Genomic DNA, 22,741 nt, shown 5'->3' on the forward strand with positions numbered 1-22,741 from the left:
CATCCCCATAAATCCCTCGGTAGGAAAAGCCCGAACAGAATTTTTAAAGAATTTTCATTGGGGCTAGCCCCAATGAAAAAAGAAGATTGTTTAACTTAGAACTGTCCGAAAACGGGTAAGTCTTCAATTTGGTATGAACACATTTTATAATGTCTATAAGCTATAATTTTTTCTTTTTTCTAAAAGTCAAAAGTCTGGTTAATTCATTCTTATTTAAAATCACCAACCTCTAAAAATGTGTAGAATTCCCTAAAAATGTACTTATTCTAAAAAAAGGGAAAAGCTACACGAAGAAAGAGGATTCGTAATTTCCATCTTATAAAAGACTAATCAAAAATTTTGGCAAATCTTTCTTTAAGTAGTTCTTTATACGTTAGCTGCATTTCTTCACTTAATAATGATTCATCAATCAAATCCAAAGCGACATCTTTAGATTCGATAAAGCGATTGAACACACCATTAATTTGTTTGTTATTTAAACCTAGGACCCGGGCAAATTCTACCAAATGATTTTTAGCAATTTTTTTTCTTTTACCCGCAATACTCAGCGCCATCTCTTCCGTATCCTCAGGGTTTACAATGGAAACATTCAACAAATCATAAGCGGGTGACAAGGTCCAACCATAAGTAGAATTTATCAATGAGAAATTTTTTAAATGCATATCGTTGTTACCGGTCAAGTAGCTAAATACCGTTAGCTCAAATAATCGCAGCTTGTCCAACAACGTATTCTCCGCGTAGGAAGTAATGGCCTTACCAACACGTTCCATTGAGCCTTTGTATTTATCGAAGGCTTCCGTAATCTGAAACATATCCAACATGTGAATCTTTGTTCCATCCTCTTCCCTATCGATTCGTTTGGTAATATACGATAGCTCACCTGAAGACAACCGTATTAATGAATGTGGTACCACATCGATATTGAACAGTTTGGCCATCTTCATTGTCAAATGTTCGTTTGCCGGCATTTCCTGAAAATCCTTGGAGGGTGGTTTAAAGATATAATTGCCCCCAAGCGCACCAACGACGGTTAACCTACTATCCTTTCCTGTTTCATTTAAAACGGACATCGAAAGCTTTGGCTGCACCCCTGGTACCGCAATACTTCGTTCGACCACTTTCTTGGCCAACTCACTCATTTGATTCAATGAATATTCTATTTTGGGTGGTATTTGGGTACCGAAAAATTCAAGACTACATGATGCATGAAAGTCTCCTTCTTCGATTTCTTGATAACAATATAAGCACCTATTCATTTTCTTGAATTATGGGTTCAACACTCACCGCCCCAATACAATTTTGGCAGCAGGCCATTAATAACCCCATACGGTCATTTCTATTAATTTTCCAACTGTTGGAAGCAATGTTCAACAACCAACCTTCTGGTATCAATCCCTCGAAAAAGGGAAACAATCTCTTGTCGGTATATAATTCACTACTGACCGGCATATTAAAAGTGATAAATTGATCGGGATAATCGGTTATATACACTTCATCATAGGCAAACGTGTATTCCCCATCATCCGTTTCCGTTAACAGACCACAATAAATAGCATCGTAAAATATTTTAGCTTGCCTCATTACTATCCAAATCTTTTAGACTTACGGGAATTAATTTGTGCCCGAACATTTTCAAAACCTGGTCTACCTTTTCAAGGTTAAGGTTGGTTTTACCTTGTTCTATTTTGCGTACTACCGTCAATGCCACCCCTGCCCTTTCGGCAAATTCTTCTTGGGTTAGACCCACCTCTTTTCTTCGTTCTTTTACAAAATCCGACAACTCCTTCATTATATGTAATTAAATATAATTTTGCACTAAAATAACAAATTATATGTAAAAACGTATAATATCTTTAAAAACACTCTTTTTTATATGTTAAAACATATAATTAGGAATTAAAGACCGAATTAATAGCCGTAATTCTAGCTGTATTATCTACTTGATGGTATTGGTTGAAGGATTTTATATCAGTATGGCCACTAATACTCATTATGGTCTTATCTGCAATACCCATATTCCGCAGGATGGTTATGAAGCTTCTTCTGGCAGTATGCGTTGAAATCCGCTCGTGAAATGATTTTACGAACCGCTCCTGCACGACCCCTTTAGTCCTGGAGTATTCGACATCATGGGTTAAGCCAATTTGTTCAATCACTTCCTTTATGGCATCATTTTGTTTTTGATTGGATATCAAGGGTAGCCGATAATCATACTTCCGCAATATCTCTAAAGCTATATTGGACAACGGAATAAGACGGGTAGCTTTATTACTATTCTTCTCTTCCTTCAATAAAATACAGTTGGTTGGGGTTATTGTTCTTTTATTGATAAGTTTCAGCTCTCCGTATCGCATTCCAGTGAGGCATTGAAATACGAATGCATCTTTAACTTTCTCCAAATGCGGACTTCTAAAAGGTGTTTTATACAGTTCAAGTATTTGCTCCAACCCTAACACTTCTTCACGGGTCAAAACGCGTTGCGGTTTTTTGAAGTCTTTGAAAGCAACGTTAAAGGCGAAACCATTCTTTTGGGACCAAAACATAAATGTTTTGAAGAGCCCCACATTTCTGCTGAACGTATTGGTGTAATGATTTTTATACTCATAGCAAAAATCGGTGAACTCCGTAAAGAACTTTTTGTTGATTTTACCGAAGGTCAATTTATAATTGTATACTTCCTCAAATTCCGATAATAGATTTTTAATATTCGTATAGCGCTTGATGGTTGACTTTTTCCACTCCTTCAGTTTTATTTTTTCTTTAGTGAATTTGTCATAGACCTCAAAAAAAGAGCTTGATTTATTAACTCTTTCAAATGTTCTATCAAAGTGTTCTTTTAAAGTATGACTATCAAATTGCATTTCACCTAACTCTGAACGGGATCTAATCAAATGGAAGGCATCTTCAAAATCACGGAGGCGTTTTGATATGGCAGCCTGATTATGACTTACATTTTTACCAGTTTTGAATGGGTGCTTGTTTTCAAAGTCCCAATGTTTGGGTAAAATGGATTTTTGGGTAGAATAAACGAACTTCTTTTTTTCTTGATTGAAGTAGCAAGAAAACATAATTAAGGTCTCGGTTTCGGCTTTTGATTTCCGGAGAAAAAAGGTACATTTCATAATTTTAAAAAAATTCAGTTTGTCAACGCGTTGACAAAATCGTTGACAAAAATGTTATATCTATTTAGTTAAAAAAGTTATAAACAGCAGTAAAATTTCGACATAAACAACTGTTTTATAGAAACATACATATTAAAACCGAATAATTAAAATTATAAGAAAGGATAGCCTCCGGCTCCACGATCACTCACAACTGCGTTGTGAATAAAAACAGAACAGACCCAACAAGTTTACTTGATTGGGTCTTTTGTTTTTAGGCAGCTGTCTTTAAAAGACAGGCAGTTGTATTTGCAGAACGGAAGCTCAAGGGAACACCGCAGGTAATTCTCCGGCTCCATAAAAAAAAGCCACCTTATCGGTGGCTTTTCAATTCTACCTACGGGATTCAAAGGCTTGCGCCCCTGCTCGCCCCTTCCCTAAAAGCGATTAAAAATTCAAGACGTGCTTTAAGTTGTGTATAAAATAGAATTTACGATCACAACGAAGCCAAGCTTCGTATTTTAGAATATCACAAAGGATGTTAGCGTCTTTCCAAAGAATTCATATTTTTAATGGGCAGCAGTCCTGCCCTCCATTGAACCTACTAGCAAGCAATTCTTTATTTAATTATGCAAGAATTAGGTAGTGTTCACTAAAAGAGACTTATGAATTAAAGAATTAGATGGCAAAAGGTAAATCTTGGTTACGGACACTTATAGAAGTTTTTGAAGTCTTTTTTAACGACCTACATAAAAGCAAGAGAGGCCGAACTTGGCACCAGCATGTAGTACCTTACGAAGAAGCTTGGGCGGTACGGCGGGAAGGTAATCAGCGTATCACAAGTAAACATCGAAAACAAAGCACAGCAATCCGAAAGGCCAAAAGCTTAGCCAAAAAATACAAATCCGATGTCATTATACACCGCGAAAGTGGCGGTATTCGAGACCGGATAAGCTATGGGGAATAAACTCCAATGTCAAGTGCGCTAACTTTGGTCTTTTTTGCCTAAATAAAGCAAAAATGTGGCAACATTAAATTTATCCACATGCTTTAATCGATTTCAGCTTCATATATTCTAGCTATACAAAAATGCGCACCATCTGTACAAATCCGCCTTCGAAAATTATATTCACATTGTACTTTCAACATGTTTTCGATTAAAAGGACTCAAAATCAGTGCTTTGACTCCTCCTTTTAAAAATTTATATCCACTTAAACTATAAAGACATGTTGACCCAAAGTATTTCAAACATCGGCACCCTTAGTCCATTACGTAAAACCGATAAACTTCAAGACCTTTTCTTGCCCAAAGACATTGCCGAACAGACCGGTCTCAACGCCTGGGCCCTTTCCTCTCTTAATAAGACGAATCCTATTGCGATTAATGAGCGAATAGCCAAGGGCACCAAAGCCATCGTATTTAATCGTAAAAGACTGACCAAGGCCAGTGCGCCAAAAATGGCATTTAGCCAAAGCGCCGATGAAGGTTCACCATTGATAAGGGAAAATTATATTGAAATCACCATTAGTGACGGAAACGATACACACGGTAGCACTACAAATCATATTTTACTACATTTTGGTGAAGGGCATACCGTTCAACTTAACGGAAGGCCTACAACTAATTTCCAACGTGGAGACACCCTAAAATGGGATTTCAATACCATACAGAGCTATATGGAAGGAATTCCCACCGATGCATGGGACGAACTAATGTTGGAGACGGAAAGTGGAGATGGCATCAAAATTGACCATATTAAAATTGTACATAGCGGTGAAACTATTCTGGATTGGGACCAAAATGTTTGGTTGGACGATTCCATCATGGAACCCAATAGATTTATCTCGTTGACAGCTCAGATTTTAGAGACAAAGCTCGACCAAATAGACCACAATTGGATTGCTCAAATTCATTGGGCAGCCAGGGAGATTGGCAAGACCGACCCTACCAAATACGAAACCGAAAATGCCTGGTGTAGTGAATTTGCAAGTTGGGCATTGAAGAAGGCTAGATGGAACACCCCGGATGGAAATATTGGCTCACAATCAATGGAAGATTATTTTGCATCCCTGAATCGGGCCCATCAGATAAGCGAAATCATGAACGGTTCCTATGTGCTGAATCCCGGCGATTATCTAAGATTTCAATGGGCAAGCGGTGGACAGCATAGTGGTATTTTTATTGACTTTGTAGACGACCCCAACAATCTAACTAACAATACCCGAATTAAGACCATCGAGGGAAATACCAGTTCTACCGTGCGGGTAAGAACCAGCAGAAAATTGGGGGACGTAATTTCTTGTGGAAATACGAGGTAGGCCATTAAATAAATACATTCTAAGTTTTGAAAATTTACTTCCAAAAAAGCATACGCCATGGCGTATGCCTTCTTTGCCCTACCTGCAAACAAAACATCCCGATGACTTGACCATCGGGATGTTCATTAAATATTATCTGATTGATATACCGCTATTTCTTCACCACTTTAAAGGCCTGTTCCAATCCATTCGTCAAAACTTTCACCGTATAAATTCCATCGGGCAAAGCGGAAAAATCGAGTTCAGGCTCTTCTGCATCTGTTTTTATATCCATGAGGACCCGACCTGAAAAATCGCTTACCAAAATTTCCTTTTCCCCAGTGGGGATATTGTTGAGCCGAACCCGACCTACTGTAGGATTCGGGTAAACGAAGCCAGAAAGAACCTCTTCAGTATCAGGGTTTTGATTGTTTTCATTATTGATACTGACGAGACCTACTTTGGCGGTTAAATTGACAGATTCTTCAATTATGCTATCCTCTTCAAAAAGCTCTGATACCTGTTCTTTTGAAAGTGACTTATTGAATAGTTTTACATCATCTATACCCCCTTCAAAGTACTCATTGCCCCAACCAGACCAACCGATATAGCCCATTTCACGATTTGATACGCGTCCGGTATGTGCCTCACGGCCCACTTCCTTTCCATTGATGAACCAAGTCATGGCACTGCCGTCATAGGAAACCACAATATGTTGCCAGGTATTGGCTGTTATCGTACCGTGTGTCAGCAGTTTTCTACCTTCATCGGTTTGCAGTGCAAAAGCAAGGGAACCATCATAAACAAAAGTCATAAAACCACCGCTGGTATGGGTTCCTGCAATACCCTGATAATCGCCTGATACGTTTTCGGGATGAATCCACGCCGCTATTGTAAACTGGGTATCAATTGAACGGTCAATATCGGGCAAGGTTACAAAATCCTTTGCTCTCGATAATGACAGGCCGTTACCTATCTTGCCATTCATCGCATGGTCTTTAAAGTTGATACCACCAACCAAAAATCCATTGTATTGGTTTCCGCTGAAATCGGTAGCCCGCGTTCCTATCGCGTCATCCAAAGACCAGTGACCAACGAGACCCTCAACAGCAGGCTTTTCTATGGGTACCGATATTTTCTGCTCACCAAAAACCTCAATGGCATTAATAACGGGATGTCTAGTTCCTCCATCCGCACCCAACGCAGAAAAATCAATGTTCAACGTCCCGTCTTCGACGATAACGGTGTATGACTTTACCAGTATAGACTCCGCTCCTATTTCATTGAAAATATCCAGGTCATCTTCCACCAGACGATTTTCCATACGCACATCAAAAACACGGCTTCCTGAGGTACCACGACCACCATCGGTGGCCCCAAACCAAAGTTCCGCAAAATGTAACCTCACCGAATATTCCCCATTATCCAAAGGAATATCGTAACCCATCTCTTGACTACGGCTATAGCGGAAGGTTCTAAAAGGGTCTTCCAGACCTGTCTGGGGCCTATTTAAAGTGCTTCCCGTATCATAATAATTATCCGCTGAAAAAACATTTCCGGCATGGTAAACCTCCGCCCCTCCCGCATTGATCCGGAGTACAAAACTTTCTGGCTCCTCCTGCTGTGGAGTCTCCACAATCGGTTCCTCCTTATCTATAGCTTCTGAAAGAATTCTATACGCCCAATTCTTTGTCCGGTCGTTGTTAGGCACACTGGGTGTTTTTAACGTACCGCTATTGTCAGTGGTAATTTCACCGACATCGATCCAAACACCATTGGTCACATCCCACCATTGAAATTGATAGGTTTCCGAATTCTTTAGATTCGTAAGCCTAGGCAAGGCCTCAGGGCTAGACCGTAAATCAGCAGTAAAAAAGCCAAGGGCAAAGTCCGCCTTTTCATCCATGGCAAGTGTGTGCCTAAAATCTTGACTATCGCTCAGGTTGGTATGTGCCGCAGGGATTAATTTTTTATAATCGTGCCCTGAATCCAATATGAATTTTTTAAGGTGGCCCATAGACTGTGATTCAAACGCTTTCAAGGCATTTCGCTGAGGGTCATTATTTGGAACTATTGTACCTCCATTCTCGGAACTCCTAGAGGTAGATGCTGCCGCACCGGCGTACCACGCATCGCCCCAGGCATGGCCTGCAAGTCCACCACTTAAAACCGAACCGTACATTTGCATCTGTGCCATGGTGGTATCGTCAAGGCCTTTTTCTATCTCATTCTGTGAATGCAAACCCCAACCAGGATAAAAGGGTTCTAAATTTAAAGCAGGTTTTACAGGCTGATCCAGGTAGATATCCTTCAACCACCGGTGCATGTCTTCATCCCTTTCGGCATTGCTTACATTTTGCACATCTAGCGCGTTCGGTAAATCTTTATCCCAATTGCGTAGGGTGGTATTGAAAGACATTGCGGTTCTTGGCTGGCCGTAAGGCATCTTATTACCTAATTGCTTGCTAAGTTTCAAATGGGCATCCCTCACAAGTTCAAGCCAACCCGGATATACATTTCCGGAATTCGTATCATGGTGTACCCAGCTAAATATCATATTGTAGCCGCCATAACGTGCCCATAGATATCTAATGTAATTATAAAAGGCATTCTTTTCTTCCTGCGCGCGAAACGGCCAGCGCTCATGCCTTCTTACGGATTCGAACAAGGTTACAAATCCCTGGTCGGACAAAAATTGCATTCTTTCATCCACGGCCTGCCAGTATTCGGGTACGATTCTTCGGTAATCCACTTCCAGACTGGCATCGGTCACTGGTTGCCCGGGCTTTTTCATTTCAAAAGGAGTCGCCCCGTTCGGTGCCACTTTTTTCCCCCAAGTGCCGCTTGACCATAAACCGGTTTTGGTACCCTTACGATCTAAATTTCTTCCCTGCTGCATGAGATAGGTATCATCTGGAAAACTGGCGATAACATTCAGCCCATTAAAGCCCTGACGCTTTCTTTCAGCTATATAGTCTTTAAAGGAGATGCCAGAAATACTGTTTGCCGTATCGAAACCGAAAACAGCGGTCAATGCGGACCATGAAGTATCCGCCGTATAAAAAAATGGAGTACCGTCGGCATATTCAAGGGTTCGGTTATTTGAAGCGACCCTTATAAAACCACGATTATTGGGATTGCTCTGAACCTCCGCAGGATCAGCAAGAAAAGAACCGGTTTTACCTACAAAGCCACGATCTTCATTGGTAATAGTGCTGTCAATTACCCTCCAGGTCCATTCTCCCGGTGAAGTAGCTACCAGACGGACGCGAAAAATATTATCGCCATCCCAGAATACAGGAACCCGGTAGGTCTCTTCTGCCGATCCCGTTTTATTTAGTTCTACCCATACATCCACTTCGGTATACGGATTGTCATAAGTGTTCTCGCTATTAAATGTAACTTCAACCACCTCCATTACGCGGGCTCTGTCGTTACTTACCTGACCGGAAAGGTTAATAGCCGTAAAGGCACATAGCAATATACATACAATACGTATGTAAGCATTAGATAATAAATTTGTCATGATCGGGGGAATTTTGAGATTTTGGGGTTATTCTTTTTTAGCAATATATATTTACAAAAATATACTTACGCTTTTAATTATAATGATGGATTTCCAATTAGTTTAAATCGTACAAAAAGATAGGTAATGCACTACTAGCGGAATAAAAAACTGTTAAGGATTCGAAAATCACTTTAAAATTTAGAGGATGATGAACTAATAAAAGGTTCTGATTTAAGTGAGGGTATCCATATAAACTCTTAAAGGTTGGGGATTTCATAAAAATTTTTTCGATACCCTATTCAGCAGACCAAGCAAAAATTAAATCCATACCTATCCATCAAATGACTACCTTAGCCAGCGTATCCTAATCCCTATAAAATGTACACCTTAACCTATGAATCACAAGCCAATCCAAAGCTTACGAATAACGACATCGAAAAAATTCTAGTCACCGCCCAAAACTTTAACTCCCAAAATGGAATTACAGGCTGTCTTATTTTTTACATGGGGAAGTTTATTCAAATTTTAGAAGGGCCTAAGGAAACCGTCTTGGAGCTTTACAAAAACATTGAAAAAGATGATAGGCACTCAAAGATTAAAATGTTTTCTGAAGATGATATTACCGAACGTAATTTTCCCGATTGGGGTATGGCTTACTATCCAATTGATGAAAAAGCAATGGGTTATGCCGAATTTGAACAGTTCAAAAGAAATCTCATGTTATTGGCAGACCTCAGCAAGCCTACCAACGTGACCGCTATACTGTTTTGGAAAAAGATGAAACTTTTACTTTCATTACCTCCTAAAAAAGTTTAATCCCAAAACACTACCATTCAGACCGTTGATTTTTTGAGTTAATTCTATCTTTTATTGAACAAATGACCATAATCAAATACCAAGAGCTTTGTCTTATCATAAGTAGGTAAATTGTTTGTGGGGAACAATTTAAATATTGGAAGAGGATGGTGTGGGGCCATCCTCTTTTTTTCTTTATAACAGTAGTCTCCTAAGAATCCAATTTGAAAATACGCTTCATTTGTACCCATTTCTCACTTGAGGAAGCGTCGGGGTCAGAAGCTTGGTACTTACTCATAAATTCTTCCCACTCGGCCTGACGAGGTAATCCTGCCAATTTTCCCATTTGTTTTTCAAAATCAAAATCTGCCGGTACAGTCAATATCATCACTAATAGAGTGCCATGCCTATAAATTTCCGAATCGATGACCCCTACTTTTTTCAATCCAGCGGTGATTTCTTTCCAAATATTCTCAGAACGATGCCATTTCTCATATTCGGCAATAAGTTCAGGGTCATCTTTTAGTTGTAAAGTTTGGCAATATCTTTTTACAGGTGCGGGTTGGGCTTTTTGAACATAGCCATATGAATCATTAGTTTCTTGGGCCATCAATGGACCTGACATAACTAATAACAGAAATAGTGAACTTAGGTAGAGGATTATTTTTTCTTTCATATCTAACATATTTAGATTTTAAATATATGCAATACACTTTATTTAAGGAAAATTCAGTTCATAGGAGTATCTTTTATAAAACAGTTGTTTGGAATAACTTTCAACTCATTCGAGTCAACCTTTAAGTTTTTATTAGCACTTTTTCTAGTCGGGATCGGCTATTTTAGAAGGTCTTGGATTTTACCGTTCATCCTGCCCGACCCAAAAACCAAAAAAATGCGCTTTCCTCTTCATAGAAGTATGATGTTAAAAACAAATAAACCATTTCTAATTGGTGCTCTTTTGTTATTCCTTATAGGCTGTGCTCCCAAAATCACCAATGTGGAATTGCCTTTGAATAAAATTTCAGCATTTTCTACAACAGGAAAGGAGATACAGCCAGATGAGTGGTGGAAATCCTTTAACGACCCTAAATTAAATAGTGTAATCGATAGCGCTTTGAGCAACAACCTCAATCTTGCTGCTACATGGCAACAGTTTGTAGCGGCCAAAGCAGTAGTATCGAGGGAAGCGGGAAATAAATGGCCTCAAATTGATGCCTCGGCCCAAACGGCCATCAATCTTCCCGAGCCTGATTTTGTGGGAGGCGAAAACACACAATTGGGTCTCTCTGCCAGTTATGAGCTGGACCTTTGGGGCAGAATCAAAAGTGCAGTTCAAGCAGAGAAGTTTAGGGCACAATCCAGCCTTTACGATTATAAGGCTGCAGCAATTTCCCTCTCCGCAGAAATCACCTCTACTTGGTATCAATTGATGGCGGCTAAAAAACAACTTCAGATAACTGAGAGCCAAATAGCTACGAACGAAGATATAATTCGGCTGATCCGGTCCCGTTTTGTCGGTGGACAAATAAGGGCTGTTGACATTCTTAGGCAGGCGCAACTCTTGGAGAGCACCAAGGAACAGAAAATTATTTTTGAGACCAACGTGAGTCTTTTACAAAATCAATTGGCAGTGCTACTGGGGCGTCAACCTCAAGAAAATCTAAATTTTGAAACTTTAAACCTACCTAATCCCAATGGACTGCCCAATGCTGGTTTGCCCTTGGAATTGGTACGCCGAAGACCGGATATTCAACAATCCTATGCTCTCTTACTAGCGGCAGATCGTGATATGGCATTCGCTGTACGTAGTAGGTATCCAAGAATTTCACTAGGCGCCAGAGGACAATTGCGTTCCAATAATTTTGACAACCTTTTTGATAACTGGGCCTATTCCCTAGCCGGAAATATTCTGGCCCCACTTTTTTATGGTGGACAATTAAAGGCCGAAGCAGACCGTAACAAGGCCATTAAGCAGCAGCGACTTTTAGAATACGGACAAGCAACCTTGGTTGCTTTCAGGGAAGTAGAAGATGGTATGGTTCAAGATATCAAGCAAAAAGAACGGCTAGAAAATATTGAAAGGCAATTACAATTGGCCGAAAAAAGCAACAAACAGCTACGAGTAGAATTTCTCAATGGCTTTAGCCCTTATTTGGACGTGTTGCTAGGTTTGGACCAAGAACAACAGTTACGTAGGGATTTGGTGGCTGCCCAATTGCAGCATATACAAATTAGAATTGGCCTTTACCGGGCACTTGCTGGCGGTTTTGAAACGGAACGTGAACTGAACAACTAAGAAAAACACTCTATGAGCAATAAAAAAATACTCTATATCTGCTTGGCTATTTTAGGCGGAGGAATTTTGTTGACTACACTTATTTTCTTTACGGAACCCGAGGCCGAAAGGGAAGGGGCTTCCGTAGAAACTGCCATGTTGGTAGACGTTATGGAAGTACAAAAGGGAACTTTTGAACCGGTTATTGTTGCTACCGGAACGGTGCAACCGGTAGAGGACGTGACTTTAAGTCCACTAGTCTCCGGACAAATAACTCGCAGGGATCCGGCCTTCACCCCCGGGGGTTTTGTAAAAAAAGGGCAAGTTCTCATGCAGATAGACCCCTCAGATTACAAAAACACCTTAGAACTTAGAAGAAGCGAATACATGCAGGCCCAGACCTCTTTGGCAACTGAAATGGGCCGGCAGCAGATTGCAGTGCAAGATTTGGAACTCATAGCCAATGATTCGCTGTTTGGGGGTAGCCCCCTTTCTGATGACGAGCGTCAATTGGTATTAAGAAAACCACAATTGAATGCCGTAAAAGCCACTATTGCAGCAGCAAAAGCAGCAAAAGAACAAGCCGAACTTAATTTGGGCAGAACCACTATAAGAGCTCCTTTTGACGCACATATTCTTACCCAAAACGTTACCAACGGTTCCCAAGTGGCACCCGGGGATGATTTGGGCCGTATTGTTGGAACGGACTTTTATTGGGTAACGGCAGCCATACCGGTCAACAAACTGCAATGGCTGCAATTTTCAGATGGCGATTCAAATTCCGGTGCCCCGGTTAAAATATTGAATCCCACAGGATGGAGTCCAGGCTCTGAAAGGCAGGGATATCTCTATAGACAGATTGGTGCTCTGGATGGACAAACCAGACTAGCGCGTGTTTTGGTAAAAGTCCCAGACCCGTTGGCCACCCTTCCAAAAGACGAAACCCTTCCCAAAATGATGATCGGAACCTTTGTTGAAGTGAATATTCAGGCCAAGCCCATTGCCAACGTGGTCAGGCTCAGTCGGGACTTTATAAGGAACAACCAGACCGTATGGGTAATGAAAGAGGAAAAGCTGGAGATAAGGGAAGTTGAAATAATGCTTAACGATGATGAATATGCCTACATCAGTAAAGGACTTCAAGATGGCGATCATATAGTTATTACAGATTTAAGCACGGTAACCAATGGTATAGGTTTACGTACAGAAGGCGCATCGGACTAAAAAAATAAAAATGGAAAAGGAAGAAAAGAAGACCAGAAAAGAGGGTGCCATTGCCTATATGGCAAAAAATTCCATTGCCACCAATTTACTCATGATTATTCTTTTGGGAGGTGGCCTGTTTACTATGTACACGATTCAAAAGGAGGTTTTTCCGGAATTTCAATTGGATTTTGTGGAAGTTTCCGTGGTTTATCCCGGTGCCAGCCCTGCAGAAGTGGAACAAGGGGTGCTTCAACCGGTAGAAGAGGCCGTTAGGGGCGTTCAAGGAATTAAGGAAGTGGTTTCCGAAGCCAGTGAGGGTTCCGCAGAAATAAGTATAGAACTGGTTGCTGGTACGGAACGTATGAAAGCATTTCAGGATATTGACCAGGCCATTAACCGCATACGTACCTTCCCTGATGATATAGAGCGACCGGAAGTTCGTTTACAATCCAGACAACGAGATGTTTTGCAAATTGGTCTTTTTGGCAAAGCCGATATATGGACACTAAGGCAATTGGCAGAAAGACTCCGTACCATTCTTTTGAACAATCCACAGATTACACAAGTTGAATTGGGGAACGTACCTGATTACGAGACCCATATTGAAATTCCACGTCGCAATCTCCAAAAATACAATCTTACCCTAGGGCAAGTGGCCGATATCATTAGACAAAGCAGCAACGATGTACCTGCCGGGGCCGTACAGACACGTAGCGGTGAGATTTTACTAAGGATGCAAGAACGTAAACAATGGGCCAAGGAGTATGGCAACATCACTATTGTTTCCTCGGATACAGGCGCAAAAGTGGCTCTCAAGGATATTGCCACTATAACCGATGGTTTTGAAGAAGTAGGTTTCCACGGCCAATTCAATCAAGAGAATTATGTGGAACTTAGAATATTTAGAATTGGCGACCAGTCCCCGCTTGAAATAGCGGATGCCGTAGAAGAAATTCTAGCAGATTTTCAACTCCCACCCGGCGTTAAATATAGGACCGACAGCAATCGCGCAGCAGATTATAGGGAAAGACTCTCTTTATTGACCGAAAATGGGGTGTTGGCAATAATTATCGTTTTAATAATCCTTACCCTCTTTTTGGAATATAGACTGGCATTTTGGGTTATGATGGGTATGACGGTTTCCTTTATTGGCGGAATGATTTTGCTACCTCTCATAGGCATAAGCGTGAATATGATTTCCATGTTCGGGTTTTTGGTGGTTTTGGGTATTGTTGTAGACGATGCTATTGTGGTAGGTGAAAATGTTTACGAATACCGTCAAAAGGGTCTAAGTCCTATGAAAGCCGCCATTGAAGGTACCAAAGATGTGGCCTCCCCTGTGGTTTTCAGTATTGTCACTACCATCATTGCTTTTGTTCCCCTCCTATTTATGCCTGGGGAAACCGGAAAGTTCTGGCAACCGTTACCGGCCGTGGTAATAGTGATTTTAGGGGTAAGCCTGTTGGAGGCCCTTTTTATTCTTCCCTCTCACTTGGCACATTTAAAAAAGAAAGAAAACAAGAATACATGGGTCAAGAAATTGGAGGGTTGGCAGCGTTCTTTCGCCAGTACCTTTGATCGTTTCGTTGAAAATAAATACCGCCCTTTTTTGGACCTTTGTCTTCAATACCGCTATATAACCCTTAGTGCGGCCGTGGCACTTTTATTAGTGGTTGGCGGTTTTGGTTATAGCGGGCATATGGGCCTGATCATGATGCCAGAAGTTGCCGCAGACGAAATTGAGGCCGGAGTACGGCTTCCTGTTGGTACAACACCTGATCAAGCCGCCAAAGTTGCGCATGATATTTCGCAAGCAACGCAACGCATGTTTGAAGAGCACAACTTATATGAAGTGGCCGAAGGAATGAAAACCAATGTTCGAGGTCAAAATTTTATTGATGTTGAAATTGTTATGCTTCCGCCAGACCAACGGAATATTACCGCTAGGGAAGTCATTGCCCTCTGGAGGGACAATATTGGAGATATTGAAGGTGTAGACCAAATAACCTTTGAGGCAGAAAGAGGCCCGGGAGGAGCCAGGCAGGCTATAAGCGTAGATTTAAGCCATTCAGATATCGAGGTATTGGAAAAGGCAAGTGCCGCTTTTGTGGAACGAATGAAAAGTTTTAGTAATACCCGTGATGTAACGGATAATTACAACAAGGGTAAGCTGCAATATGATTTTAAACTTTTGCCTCAAGGGCGAAATTTAGGACTAACCTCGGACGAAGTAGGAAGACAGGTCCGGGATGCCTTTTTTGGGGCATTGGCCATGAGACAACTGCGCGGTATGAACGAAATTGAAGTACGTGTAAAACTGCCCCAGGAGGAAAGAAAAGACATTAACAATTTGGAAAATTTCTTGATCAGAACGCCAGATGGAATTGAGGTACCACTTTTAGACGTTGTGGAAATTGAGCAACGGGAAGCTTTTACCAGTATCAACAGAAGGGACGGGAGAAGAGTGGTAAACGTGGGCATGGATGTGGAACCGGCCAATACCGTGGGTAGGGTCATCTCATCTGTGCAGGAGGAAACCTTACCACAGCTACGAGCAGATTTTCCAGGGCTCACGTGGACTTTTGAGGGAAGCCAAGCAGACATGCGAGAAAGTACCAACACCTTAAAGGCAGGATTTACTATTGCCATGCTTCTCATTTATGCGCTCTTGGCCATTGCCTTTAGCAGCTATATTCAACCACTGATTGTAATGACCGCTATTCCTTTTGGGATTGTAGGTGCTGTTATTGGACATATTCTTTTGGGATACGATTTATCTTTGGTAAGTCTAATGGGGGTTATAGCTCTTTCTGGGGTAGTTGTGAATGACTCTCTGATTATGATCGATTATGCCAACAAGCGAAGAAAAGAAGGGTTTGCCATTTATAAATCCATTCATGAAGCCGGTCTTAGAAGGTTTAGGCCCATTATGCTGACCACTATGACCACTTTTGGTGGTTTAGCACCCATCATTTTAGAAACATCAAGTCAAGCGTTCCATCTTATTCCCATGGCAATTTCATTAGGTTTTGGTATAGTTTTCGCAACTGCCATTATTCTAGTAATTGTGCCATGTCTTTATTTGAGTTTAGAAGATGTAAGGCTGATGGCAAAAAAAGGTGAAACCGTTCAGCAAGTAGATGTAATGAGCTAGCGCAGCATACGGGCATAAAAAAACCGGCCTATAGCCGGTTTTCCTCTATAGTGGTACCAAATTAATTATTCACGACAATTGACCCACCAAAAGTCTTATCTTGTTCTATTTGCTCCGGGTTGCCAAAAATTTCAATACTACCGCCAGCAGTTACGTTTGCCTCAACATACTCTTTAGAATTAACGAAGGCTTTTCCTCCCGCAAAAACGGTAACCTCTGTTTGATTCGACGCCAAATCCTTGGCATGGTATTCACCTCCAGACCGTATGCTGGCCTCTTGATTAGGTGCTGCACCGCTAAGCCAAATTTTTCCACCGGTAATGGCTTTGACATCCAAGTTGCGCGTGTTTATAGAAGCCTTTACTTGCCCTCCTTCTTGCGACCTAATAGAAATATACCTGTTTGCCAATTCACTTTGAGAAATTACCTTGGCTCCTTCATTGGCATCAATTAAAGCCAATTCTTCTTTATAATGTAATTCTACATTGGTTTCATTTCCATCTAGAAAATCCTTTACTTCCATCCTTATTTTAAGAAGTCCATCGTCATTGGATATTTTTACATCATCTGCATCATCGCCTGTAATTATGGCTTTATTCTCAGTAGATTTTACTAAAGTTACATTAATCCTGTCAAAGACCTTTAACTCCATAAAGTTGTCCAAATCGATAGTGGTTTTTTGACCAAAGGCCAAAGTACCTGAAAGCACAAGAATTAAAAAGGCTGTTACAATATTTTTAGTGTTCATATTATTTCTGTTTAAATGTTCTTAATTAACCAACAGTTTAAGCTTGAGGAGAGCCAAAAATTAATGCAGAAACAATTATTCCTATTACTAGGAGAACCAAAAAGGCCGCTATGATATAGGTGCCGGTTTTGGTCTTTGTATTCTTTTGGAATATATATTGGTCGTGCTTTTCTTCTTCCTCTTTTATAAAGTCGGTTTTTTCCGTTCCTTGTTTCATCGCTGTCTGTTCTTTATACGTTTCCATGCCGCAAAATATACGTTTCACTACAGGTGCATTGTTGCAATTAAAATAATTAGTGGCGTTTTTGAATTTATGTTGAAGCCACAAATACAACGCTACACTTTAATTTACTTTACAGTCAATCAATAACTTGATTGAGCAAAAACATGTAGGTCTACCAGCCTACTTTTGAAGTGTTGATACAAAACACATATACGATTACTCGTATTTAAAATAGTTTGGTTGGTTGTTAGAGAATGGTTTCGGCGTACTTCAATTGTCGAAGCCATTTTCAGTATCAAGTAGTATTTAAAAAATTTAACGCCATGAACATATTCGAAGCCTTAAGACAAGACCATGATATTCAAAGAAAATTACTGGAGCAACTGGTAGATACTTCCGGAGATACCTCAGCGAGGGACGAAATTTTCAAGAAGCTTAAAACCGAATTAGAAATTCATGCAGATGCCGAGGAGCGCTATTTCTACAAACCGCTTATTGATGTGGATAGAACCCAGGATTTGGCGAGACATGGCATAGCCGAACATCATGAAATTGATGAACTGATAGAGCAATTGGAAGAAACGGATTATTCCTCATCTGCTTGGTTAAAAATTGCGAAAGACCTTCAAGAAAAGGTAGAGCATCATTTAGAAGACGAAGAACATCAATTCTTTCAAATTGCAGGGAAGGTTTTTTCTGATGGAAACAAGACCACACTAGCAAAGGATTACAACAAACATATGGAAGACAACCGATAATTTCTTCTTAAGACGAAAATGGCCGTAAAAACTCTGGATACCAAGCTAATTAAGCAGTTGATAGATTCCCCCGAAACGGCTATTGAACATATCAACCTAGTTTATGTTACGGAAGAACATCTTTCCATAGTACGTAAAAAAAATCAGGATAATTTTATCTACCTATCCCCTAAAGGTCCCCTTACCGAAGAACAGCAATTAGAACGAATAAATAGTCTAGTGATTCCTCCGGCTTGGGAAGAAGTTAGAATCACCCATCTAGAAAATGGCCATTTGCAGGCCATAGGTAAGGATGAAAAAAAACGAAAACAATACAGGTATCATAGTCTTTGGACCAAGGTTAGAAATCAAACCAAGTTCTACCGAATGTCCTTCTTTGGTAAAGTACTCCCCAAAATAAGAAAACAAGTAGAAAAAGACATGGAACTAAAGGGATGGCCGCGAAGAAAAGTGCTTGCCCTGGTGGTCAAATTAATGGAAGAGACCCATATTCGTATAGGTAATGAGCAATACGCCCGAAGGAATAAATCGTACGGACTCACTACTCTAAGAAAAAAACATGTGGATGCCTATAAAGATAAATTACGATTTCATTTTACGGGTAAAAAGGGTAAAGAGCATAAAATAACCCTACGGAACAAAAAGTTGATAAAACTAGTAAACAGATGCGAGGAAATACCCGGTTGGGAACTTTTTAAGTTCTATGACAAAAATGGGGAGAAGCAGGTGATAGACAGTGAAATGGTCAATGAGTATATTAAAGAAATCAGCGGTTATTCCTTTACAGCCAAAGATTTTAGGACCTGGGCGGCTACCGTGGTATTTTTTGACACTCTTTTAGAGCTGCCACCCGCAGAAGAGAAGAAACAAATACATAAAAATGTGCTAGCCGGTTTCGATGCCGCTGCTAAAGCCTTAGGAAACACTAGAAATGTATGCAGAAAATATTATGTACACCCCTTACTGGTAAAAGAATATGAGGAAGGTAGTTTGGACCAAACATTTAAGAAGGCAAATAATTATAGGAATGGCCGGCATTTTACCTCTTCTGAAAAAGCAATCCTCAAAAGAATTGAAAAATTCAATCCCCTTGAGGAATGTATTTCTTGATCAATCTACACGTTCTACTTCGCTTTCGCTTTTAAGAACATGGTCGCCATCTTCCTGTTCAATATATAAAGCTTTATTGCCCTCTTCTCCTTTTCTAGTTACTTCATTACCCTTTATTTTTTTAGTAACTTCTTTGGTATAGGTCTCTTTCACTTTTCCTTTAGCGCTGCCATTACCCCATTCCCACTTAACATTCGTTCCTTTTTGTATCATGATTTTTCATTTTAATTATTTAAGTGAATTTCACTAAATACCAGTGTAAATAAGTCCCCTATAGCATTGAATACGAACTCTTTTGCCCCGGAAGGCTTTCCCATCAATTCTTTTAGTTTTTGAACAAAAGTACTGTTACTGAAATAATTAGCTTTGGGATGTTTATGGATGACAAGTGGTAGGCATCCTTTAAAAAAATCTGCCATTAATAAAAAGATAAATTATGAGTACATATACAGAAAAAGTCGGAAGTCAATTAAATAATATTTTGGAACGTACATATGACGCTGAGAAAGGTTATTTAAAAGCGGCGGAAAATGTAGCGAATTCCAATCTCAAGAGCTATTTTAAAAAGAAGGCTCAGGAACGCTATGATTTCGGTCACGCCTTAAAATCGGAAATAAAGCAATTCAATCAAGATGTGGACAAAGGAGATAGCTTTGCCAGTAAGGCCCACCGCTCATGGATGGATGTTAAAGAATGGTTTTCAGCGGATAGTGAAGAAGCAATGTTAGAAGAGGCTATTAAAGGCGAAAAAGCGGCCATTGAACAATATGAAGAAGTTTTGGATGAAACCAATCTACCTCCAAGTACGGAAACCTTACTCACCCAACAAAAGAATAAAATTGTTGGAGGATTGAAGAACATTGTAAAACTTGAAGATTTAGCATAAACAGCTAAATAGATAGTATGAAAAGGCGCCTTTAGGGCGTCTTTTTTTATGTTAGCAATCCTGCTTTTCAAGATAATGGTAGCAATCCGGAAGCTACGTCCACAATTAGATTAGCCTGTGGAAAAAGTTAAATTTTAAAACTTTAGATGAATCAATTTTGAAATGGATTAGGTTAATTGGAACTAATTGATTTTCGGAATTTTACATCATACCAATAAGGATAATCCTTGTGTGGTAATTGTAAAACATATTAACCCTAAAACAATAAATTATGTTACGTTGGACAGTTATATTCGTTATATTGGCTATAGTAGCCGCAGTATTTGGATTTGGTGGAATTGCAGCAGGTGCAGCAAGTATCGCTAAAATCTTATTCTTTATCTTTTTAGTACTATTCGTTATTTCCCTTTTTATGGGCAGGAAAAGTATTTAGACCACAAAGACTTTCCAATAAACAAGTAAATTATAATTAATCTTAAATTTTGTGAAAATGAGAAAATCAGCATATTACTTTATGACTCTTTGCGCACTAGTTTTTTCCTTAAGCGCATTTAATAGTTGTAGAGAAGAAAAATCCACCGGTGAAAAAATTGAGGACACTATGGATGAAGTTGGAGATGATATTGAAGAAGGTGCAGAGGATGTAGAGGATGAAGTAGAAGACGCCGTAGACGACAATTAAAAAGCCTCTTTTTCTAAAGAGTGAATTTTATATGACGGGTCTTCTCAGTGGGAAGGCCCGTTTTTGTTTGATAACTAAAATAAAATTATGGAAGAATACGCAAAACATGAGAAAGATCTCATAAGAAAATATGAAGCTAAAGGATATTCTAAAAATTTTAGATATGCTAACGGTAAATTGGTGGACACGGAAACAAAAAAGGAGTATGGCCCCAATGAAATTACGGTGATAGAAGAACATAGATACGAGGGTATGAGCAACCCTTCTGATATGTCCATTCTATATGTCATAGAAACTTCGGATAATGAAAAAGGAATCTTTCTTATGGCATATGGTCCCAATGCGGATACGGATACTGCGGAATTTTTTAAAGAAATACCAAAAGAGAATTTCGTGGAGAATGAGTAAATTTTATTTTCCTATATTAAATAAAAATGCGACCCCTTTCTCGGTCGCATTTTTTCATTCCCATTTTTCATCCAAATCTTAATTATTTCTTAGCGCCTTTATCAGTTCACTTTTGTTCATTTGTGACCTGCCTTCTATGTCCACTTTTTTAGCTTGCTCGTAAAGTTGCTGTTTAGTTCGTTCCTCATAGGTTTTTGCCTTTCCGCCCTTTTTTCCAGAGTCATCTGTATTTGCAATACGTTCAGCCTTTTCTTGACTATAACCTTTTTCCCTCAAGGCCTCATATTGGTCTTCATTCTTAATACTAGGTCTGTCCATGTTTTTTCTTTAAAATTAAATAGAATCACATAGGACTTAGCACCTTTTCACTACCAAAATTACCTTTAAAAGCTATTAATTAATTTAATATTCATCTAGATTGTCAAGAGGATGTAGAATTTATTTCTTCTTCCATAACAAATTTGAATAGAAAGCCTATGGAATGGGGATAAACTATTGATCAAAAACGTTAAATTTAACATTGGTATTATAACTATCTTTGACCCCTTGGGTCATTGACCGAAGCTTGAACAATGAAATTTCGATTGAATTACAACCCAAAGGAGTTGAGCCAAAAAGTTATTGCTAAAGAGCTTAACAAATTAGGGATATCCCATTCTTTTACCGATAACGGATTACTAGTCCTTACAGATAGTATTTCCAAAAAATTGAAAGAAGACCTGGACAATGTAATCGCAGGCTATGGGATACAGCTCACGGAAGCAGGAAAAAGTAATATTGTAGGTGATATAAAAAAGGCGATAGATGAGCTTATTTATTCCCAGAATATGCGTAAAAAAACGGTATCCGCATACTTAACAGAACGCTTGGGATACACCTATTCTTATCTGTCTAACCTGTTTTCTGAAGAAACGTATACCTCAATCGAGAATTTCATTATATTGCGTAAAATAGAGTACGCCAAAAAGCTAATTTTACAAGGCGATATGAGCTTGACAGAAATTGCCCATCAATTAGATTATAGTAGTGTGGCCCATTTATCGGGGCAATTTAAAAAAGTGACAGGTTTAACGCCTACAACTTTTTTACGCATACTAGAAAGAAGAAAAACCGAGAACACTTAATTAAAGATTACCCAAATGAGTACTAAACCCATGAAGGTTGTGCTTGTAGACGACGATGAAGACGATAGAATGTTTTTCGCCGATGCGTTACAGGAAATAGAATTAAAAACAGATTTACAAGAATTCCATAACGGACAGGAATTATTGGATTTTTTGACCGGGGACTGTGAAGAATTTCCCCAGTTAATTTTTCTAGATTTGAACATGCCCGTGATGGATGGTTTTGAATGTCTAAAGAAAATAAGGAGCAATCCAAAATTGGAAAATTTGGTAGTCGCCATATATTCTACTTCATCATCAGAAAGGGACATTGAAGAAACCTTTGTGAACGGCGCCAATATCTACATTAACAAACCCAACAAGTTTGAAGAACTAAAAAAGACCATTGCACAAGTGGTGAAAAGGAATTGGCAATACGAAGAAAACGAACTGGACAAGGGAAATTTCCTTTTTAGAATATAAGGT

The 22,741-nt window shown here is 39.6% G+C and carries 24 protein-coding genes; 14 read left to right on the forward strand and 10 right to left on the reverse strand.

Going from position 1 to position 22,741, the window contains the following annotated elements; all coding sequences use genetic code 11:
• Positions 1–326: 326 nt before the first annotated feature.
• From IL355_RS18350 to IL355_RS18365, 4 genes are all read right to left on the reverse strand, one after another.
• Positions 327–1,256 (reverse strand): HipA domain-containing protein, encoded by a 930-nt coding sequence (locus IL355_RS18350; RefSeq protein WP_192463554.1) that lies wholly within the window; start codon positions 1,254–1,256, stop codon positions 327–329.
• Complete coding sequence (locus IL355_RS18355; RefSeq protein ID WP_192463555.1) at positions 1,249–1,581, reverse strand: HipA N-terminal domain-containing protein; 333 nt, start codon at positions 1,579–1,581, stop codon at positions 1,249–1,251. The genes IL355_RS18350 and IL355_RS18355 overlap by 8 nt, the downstream gene beginning before the upstream one ends.
• Positions 1,568–1,789, reverse strand: coding sequence for a type II toxin-antitoxin system Y4mF family antitoxin (locus tag IL355_RS18360; protein WP_192463556.1), 222 nt, complete (start codon positions 1,787–1,789; stop codon positions 1,568–1,570). The genes IL355_RS18355 and IL355_RS18360 overlap by 14 nt, the downstream gene beginning before the upstream one ends.
• A 100-nt stretch (positions 1,790–1,889) precedes the next feature.
• Entirely contained in the window at positions 1,890–3,122 is a 1,233-nt protein-coding gene (locus IL355_RS18365; RefSeq protein ID WP_192463557.1) for a tyrosine-type recombinase/integrase, read from the reverse strand.
• 661 nt (positions 3,123–3,783) lie between these two features.
• On the opposite strand from IL355_RS18365, the gene IL355_RS18370 reads away from it, so the two are divergent.
• Together IL355_RS18370 and IL355_RS18375 are read left to right on the forward strand one after the other, a co-directional pair.
• A complete protein-coding gene (locus tag IL355_RS18370) occupies positions 3,784–4,068 on the forward strand; it encodes a DUF2188 domain-containing protein (protein WP_192463558.1) in 285 nt (94 codons plus the stop codon).
• 260 nt (positions 4,069–4,328) lie between these two features.
• The gene (locus IL355_RS18375) at positions 4,329–5,420 is read left to right on the forward strand and encodes a hypothetical protein (RefSeq protein WP_192463559.1); all 1,092 of its coding nucleotides are present in this window, start codon (positions 4,329–4,331) and stop codon (positions 5,418–5,420) included.
• Positions 5,421–5,571: 151 nt separating this feature from the next.
• Here IL355_RS18375 and IL355_RS18380 read toward each other — a convergent pair whose 3' ends face one another.
• Positions 5,572–8,925: an apiosidase-like domain-containing protein gene (locus tag IL355_RS18380; RefSeq protein WP_192463560.1), complete on the reverse strand. Its 3,354-nt coding sequence runs from the start codon at positions 8,923–8,925 to the stop codon at positions 5,572–5,574.
• Between the two features lie 360 nt (positions 8,926–9,285).
• Here IL355_RS18380 and IL355_RS18385 point away from each other — a divergent pair, with 360 nt between their 5' ends.
• On the forward strand, positions 9,286–9,723 hold the full coding sequence (locus tag IL355_RS18385; RefSeq protein ID WP_192463561.1) for a BLUF domain-containing protein: 438 nt from the start codon (positions 9,286–9,288) through the stop codon (positions 9,721–9,723).
• A gap of 190 nt (positions 9,724–9,913) precedes the next feature.
• On the opposite strand, the gene IL355_RS18390 is transcribed toward IL355_RS18385, so the two are convergent.
• Positions 9,914–10,378 (reverse strand): L-rhamnose mutarotase, encoded by a 465-nt coding sequence (locus tag IL355_RS18390; protein ID WP_225621334.1) that lies wholly within the window; start codon positions 10,376–10,378, stop codon positions 9,914–9,916.
• Between the two features lie 216 nt (positions 10,379–10,594).
• On the opposite strand from IL355_RS18390, the gene IL355_RS18395 reads away from it, so the two are divergent.
• From IL355_RS18395 to IL355_RS18405, 3 genes are read left to right on the forward strand one after another with little or no spacing between them, the layout of a single operon-like run.
• Positions 10,595–11,998 carry an efflux transporter outer membrane subunit gene (locus IL355_RS18395; protein WP_192463562.1) on the forward strand — a complete coding sequence of 468 codons (1,404 nt, stop codon included), beginning with the start codon at positions 10,595–10,597 and terminating at the stop codon, positions 11,996–11,998.
• 12 nt (positions 11,999–12,010) lie between these two features.
• Positions 12,011–13,201, forward strand: a complete 1,191-nt coding sequence (locus tag IL355_RS18400) for an efflux RND transporter periplasmic adaptor subunit (RefSeq protein WP_192463563.1) — start codon at positions 12,011–12,013, stop codon at positions 13,199–13,201.
• 10 nt (positions 13,202–13,211) lie between these two features.
• Positions 13,212–16,337 (forward strand): efflux RND transporter permease subunit, encoded by a 3,126-nt coding sequence (locus tag IL355_RS18405; protein WP_192463564.1) that lies wholly within the window; start codon positions 13,212–13,214, stop codon positions 16,335–16,337.
• Between the two features lie 61 nt (positions 16,338–16,398).
• Here the strand turns inward: IL355_RS18405 and IL355_RS18410 are convergent, their stop codons facing one another.
• Positions 16,399–17,085, reverse strand: coding sequence for a head GIN domain-containing protein (locus IL355_RS18410; RefSeq protein ID WP_192463565.1), 687 nt, complete (start codon positions 17,083–17,085; stop codon positions 16,399–16,401).
• A gap of 37 nt (positions 17,086–17,122) precedes the next feature.
• A complete protein-coding gene (locus tag IL355_RS18415; RefSeq protein WP_187457071.1) occupies positions 17,123–17,329 on the reverse strand; it encodes a hypothetical protein in 207 nt (68 codons plus the stop codon).
• 302 nt (positions 17,330–17,631) lie between these two features.
• Here IL355_RS18415 and IL355_RS18420 point away from each other — a divergent pair, with 302 nt between their 5' ends.
• Positions 17,632–18,066 carry a hemerythrin domain-containing protein gene (locus IL355_RS18420; RefSeq protein WP_192463566.1) on the forward strand — a complete coding sequence of 145 codons (435 nt, stop codon included), beginning with the start codon at positions 17,632–17,634 and terminating at the stop codon, positions 18,064–18,066.
• Between the two features lie 18 nt (positions 18,067–18,084).
• On the forward strand, positions 18,085–19,176 hold the full coding sequence (locus IL355_RS18425) for a DNA topoisomerase IB (RefSeq protein WP_192463567.1): 1,092 nt from the start codon (positions 18,085–18,087) through the stop codon (positions 19,174–19,176).
• Here the strand turns inward: IL355_RS18425 and IL355_RS18430 are convergent, their stop codons facing one another.
• Positions 19,177–19,389 (reverse strand): hypervirulence associated TUDOR domain-containing protein, encoded by a 213-nt coding sequence (locus IL355_RS18430; protein WP_192463568.1) that lies wholly within the window; start codon positions 19,387–19,389, stop codon positions 19,177–19,179. It abuts the gene before it with no gap.
• A gap of 223 nt (positions 19,390–19,612) precedes the next feature.
• Between IL355_RS18430 and IL355_RS18435 the strand changes: the two genes are divergently transcribed.
• The 4 genes from IL355_RS18435 (at position 19,613) to IL355_RS18450 (ending at position 21,152) form a co-directional block, all read left to right on the forward strand.
• Positions 19,613–20,062 (forward strand): ferritin-like domain-containing protein, encoded by a 450-nt coding sequence (locus tag IL355_RS18435; protein WP_192463569.1) that lies wholly within the window; start codon positions 19,613–19,615, stop codon positions 20,060–20,062.
• Positions 20,063–20,333: 271 nt separating this feature from the next.
• Entirely contained in the window at positions 20,334–20,495 is a 162-nt protein-coding gene (locus IL355_RS18440; protein ID WP_187457066.1) for a DUF1328 domain-containing protein, read from the forward strand.
• Positions 20,496–20,552: 57 nt separating this feature from the next.
• Entirely contained in the window at positions 20,553–20,744 is a 192-nt protein-coding gene (locus IL355_RS18445) for a hypothetical protein (protein ID WP_192463570.1), read from the forward strand.
• 87 nt (positions 20,745–20,831) lie between these two features.
• Entirely contained in the window at positions 20,832–21,152 is a 321-nt protein-coding gene (locus IL355_RS18450; protein WP_192463571.1) for a hypothetical protein, read from the forward strand.
• Positions 21,153–21,230: 78 nt separating this feature from the next.
• Here IL355_RS18450 and IL355_RS18455 read toward each other — a convergent pair whose 3' ends face one another.
• Positions 21,231–21,470: a DUF7218 family protein gene (locus IL355_RS18455; RefSeq protein WP_192463572.1), complete on the reverse strand. Its 240-nt coding sequence runs from the start codon at positions 21,468–21,470 to the stop codon at positions 21,231–21,233.
• Positions 21,471–21,724: 254 nt separating this feature from the next.
• On the opposite strand from IL355_RS18455, the gene IL355_RS18460 reads away from it, so the two are divergent.
• Both IL355_RS18460 and IL355_RS18465 read left to right on the forward strand, forming a co-directional pair.
• The gene (locus IL355_RS18460) at positions 21,725–22,276 is read left to right on the forward strand and encodes a helix-turn-helix domain-containing protein (RefSeq protein WP_192463573.1); all 552 of its coding nucleotides are present in this window, start codon (positions 21,725–21,727) and stop codon (positions 22,274–22,276) included.
• A 15-nt stretch (positions 22,277–22,291) separates the two neighbouring features.
• On the forward strand, positions 22,292–22,738 hold the full coding sequence (locus IL355_RS18465) for a response regulator (protein ID WP_192463574.1): 447 nt from the start codon (positions 22,292–22,294) through the stop codon (positions 22,736–22,738).
• Positions 22,739–22,741: the final 3 nt, after the last annotated feature.

Source organism: Euzebyella saccharophila, assembly GCF_014855495.1.
Classification (GTDB): domain Bacteria; phylum Bacteroidota; class Bacteroidia; order Flavobacteriales; family Flavobacteriaceae; genus Euzebyella; species Euzebyella saccharophila.

Excerpts from the sequence above, each read along its gene's own strand:
- IL355_RS18445 (WP_192463570.1), top strand. The coding sequence starts at position 20,553 with ATGAGAAAATCAGCATATTACTTTATGACTCTTTGCGCACTAGTTTTT.
- IL355_RS18355 (WP_192463555.1), bottom strand. The coding sequence starts at position 1,581 with ATGAGGCAAGCTAAAATATTTTACGATGCTATTTATTGTGGTCTGTTA.
- IL355_RS18385 (WP_192463561.1), top strand. The coding sequence starts at position 9,286 with ATGTACACCTTAACCTATGAATCACAAGCCAATCCAAAGCTTACGAAT.
- IL355_RS18450 (WP_192463571.1), top strand. The coding sequence starts at position 20,832 with ATGGAAGAATACGCAAAACATGAGAAAGATCTCATAAGAAAATATGAA.
- IL355_RS18465 (WP_192463574.1), top strand. The coding sequence starts at position 22,292 with ATGAGTACTAAACCCATGAAGGTTGTGCTTGTAGACGACGATGAAGAC.
- IL355_RS18350 (WP_192463554.1), bottom strand. The coding sequence starts at position 1,256 with ATGAATAGGTGCTTATATTGTTATCAAGAAATCGAAGAAGGAGACTTT.
- IL355_RS18455 (WP_192463572.1), bottom strand. The coding sequence starts at position 21,470 with ATGGACAGACCTAGTATTAAGAATGAAGACCAATATGAGGCCTTGAGG.
- IL355_RS18370 (WP_192463558.1), top strand. The coding sequence starts at position 3,784 with ATGGCAAAAGGTAAATCTTGGTTACGGACACTTATAGAAGTTTTTGAA.
- IL355_RS18430 (WP_192463568.1), bottom strand. The coding sequence starts at position 19,389 with ATGATACAAAAAGGAACGAATGTTAAGTGGGAATGGGGTAATGGCAGC.
- IL355_RS18435 (WP_192463569.1), top strand. The coding sequence starts at position 19,613 with ATGAGTACATATACAGAAAAAGTCGGAAGTCAATTAAATAATATTTTG.
- IL355_RS18420 (WP_192463566.1), top strand. The coding sequence starts at position 17,632 with ATGAACATATTCGAAGCCTTAAGACAAGACCATGATATTCAAAGAAAA.
- IL355_RS18390 (WP_225621334.1), bottom strand. The coding sequence starts at position 10,378 with ATGAAAGAAAAAATAATCCTCTACCTAAGTTCACTATTTCTGTTATTA.
- IL355_RS18425 (WP_192463567.1), top strand. The coding sequence starts at position 18,085 with ATGGCCGTAAAAACTCTGGATACCAAGCTAATTAAGCAGTTGATAGAT.
- IL355_RS18410 (WP_192463565.1), bottom strand. The coding sequence starts at position 17,085 with ATGAACACTAAAAATATTGTAACAGCCTTTTTAATTCTTGTGCTTTCA.
- IL355_RS18400 (WP_192463563.1), top strand. The coding sequence starts at position 12,011 with ATGAGCAATAAAAAAATACTCTATATCTGCTTGGCTATTTTAGGCGGA.
- IL355_RS18365 (WP_192463557.1), bottom strand. The coding sequence starts at position 3,122 with ATGAAATGTACCTTTTTTCTCCGGAAATCAAAAGCCGAAACCGAGACC.
- IL355_RS18395 (WP_192463562.1), top strand. The coding sequence starts at position 10,595 with ATGCGCTTTCCTCTTCATAGAAGTATGATGTTAAAAACAAATAAACCA.
- IL355_RS18360 (WP_192463556.1), bottom strand. The coding sequence starts at position 1,789 with ATGAAGGAGTTGTCGGATTTTGTAAAAGAACGAAGAAAAGAGGTGGGT.
- IL355_RS18405 (WP_192463564.1), top strand. The coding sequence starts at position 13,212 with ATGGAAAAGGAAGAAAAGAAGACCAGAAAAGAGGGTGCCATTGCCTAT.
- IL355_RS18375 (WP_192463559.1), top strand. The coding sequence starts at position 4,329 with ATGTTGACCCAAAGTATTTCAAACATCGGCACCCTTAGTCCATTACGT.
- IL355_RS18415 (WP_187457071.1), bottom strand. The coding sequence starts at position 17,329 with ATGGAAACGTATAAAGAACAGACAGCGATGAAACAAGGAACGGAAAAA.
- IL355_RS18460 (WP_192463573.1), top strand. The coding sequence starts at position 21,725 with ATGAAATTTCGATTGAATTACAACCCAAAGGAGTTGAGCCAAAAAGTT.
- IL355_RS18440 (WP_187457066.1), top strand. The coding sequence starts at position 20,334 with ATGTTACGTTGGACAGTTATATTCGTTATATTGGCTATAGTAGCCGCA.
- IL355_RS18380 (WP_192463560.1), bottom strand. The coding sequence starts at position 8,925 with ATGACAAATTTATTATCTAATGCTTACATACGTATTGTATGTATATTG.